Source organism: Endozoicomonas sp. SESOKO2, assembly GCF_024606245.1.
Lineage (GTDB): Bacteria > Pseudomonadota > Gammaproteobacteria > Pseudomonadales > Endozoicomonadaceae > Endozoicomonas_A.
Window position 1 is genome coordinate 1 of sequence record NZ_JAHHPQ010000266.1, and the last position, 1,021, is coordinate 1,021.

1 protein-coding gene is annotated in these 1,021 nt (G+C 49.5%); it reads right to left on the reverse strand.

The annotated features are described in order from the left end of the window. On the reverse strand, window positions 1–1,021 hold a 1,021-nt coding region (locus tag KDK17_RS06220; protein ID WP_257287615.1), incomplete at both ends, for a hypothetical protein.

Here is a 1,021-nt window from a genome sequence, read left to right on the forward strand (position 1 = left end):
ATGCTGCCGTTCTGCGGCCATTTTCAAAGGCAATATCGTCAAGAACGTAGTTGGCGATGATCGCAGCGGCGTAGTCTTTCATGCCGGCAACAGACTCTTTCATACCCGCGGGGTTGGTGGTGGTCAAGGTCACAGGATTAAAGGCACTCTGCATGAATTCCTTAATACCCTCGTCGGACAGCATCTGGACGACCTTCTTGAACTCAGGCAGCTTGATGCCATGTTTATAACCAAGGAAGTGTTCAAATTCATCCACTGTCTGATAATCGTTGATACCTCTGAAGGACTTCATGTAGTGCTCAAGTTCAATCTTGCTGATCAGACCTTCGCGCAGCAGAGCGATAATCTTTTTAGCACTGGCAGAATGGGTAGCGAAGTAGTCTGAGAAGCTTTTCAGATTCCCTGGTTCATGCTCGATGTGGTGAATGGCTGCTGCACCCATGCCGTGTATTTCGTCGTCGTATTGTTGAGCCCCCGTTTTCAGCTCATTTCTGGCCATTATTTTCAGCTTATCGATAGTTTGCAATACATTCAGAGGCTGATGTTCTATAGGCTCGGAAGGGAGGTCCGGGAAGGTCGTCTTCAGGTTCCTGAAGACTTCCACGATCCGACTGGCCTGATCAAACGCCAGACCATCTCCTGTCAATGCCCGCAGGCGGACCGGTGCGAATTCATCGTCAAAATCGAAAAAGTTAGAGTCCTGTATAAACTTACCGCTTTCTGTTGCTAATTCTGCCAGACCCAGTGAGGCTTCCAGAGCTTGTTTTTTGAGAGAATGCTGCTGCGTGAATTTGTGGATAGCGTCCAGAACTTCTGCTTGTTTTGGCGAGTACTGGAAGGGGCTGTCATCATTCACAACAGCTTGCCTGGCAGCCCTCAGAGCTTCGGTCCTTGTCGCCATGGATACTTCCCGGATTTCAATCTGATATTCCAGACGGGCCTGATCACGAAACAGTTGCCCGATCCTGCCGCCAGTACCATCATCACCGCCCAGTTGTACCTGTTTGTTTCTCAGGGCATT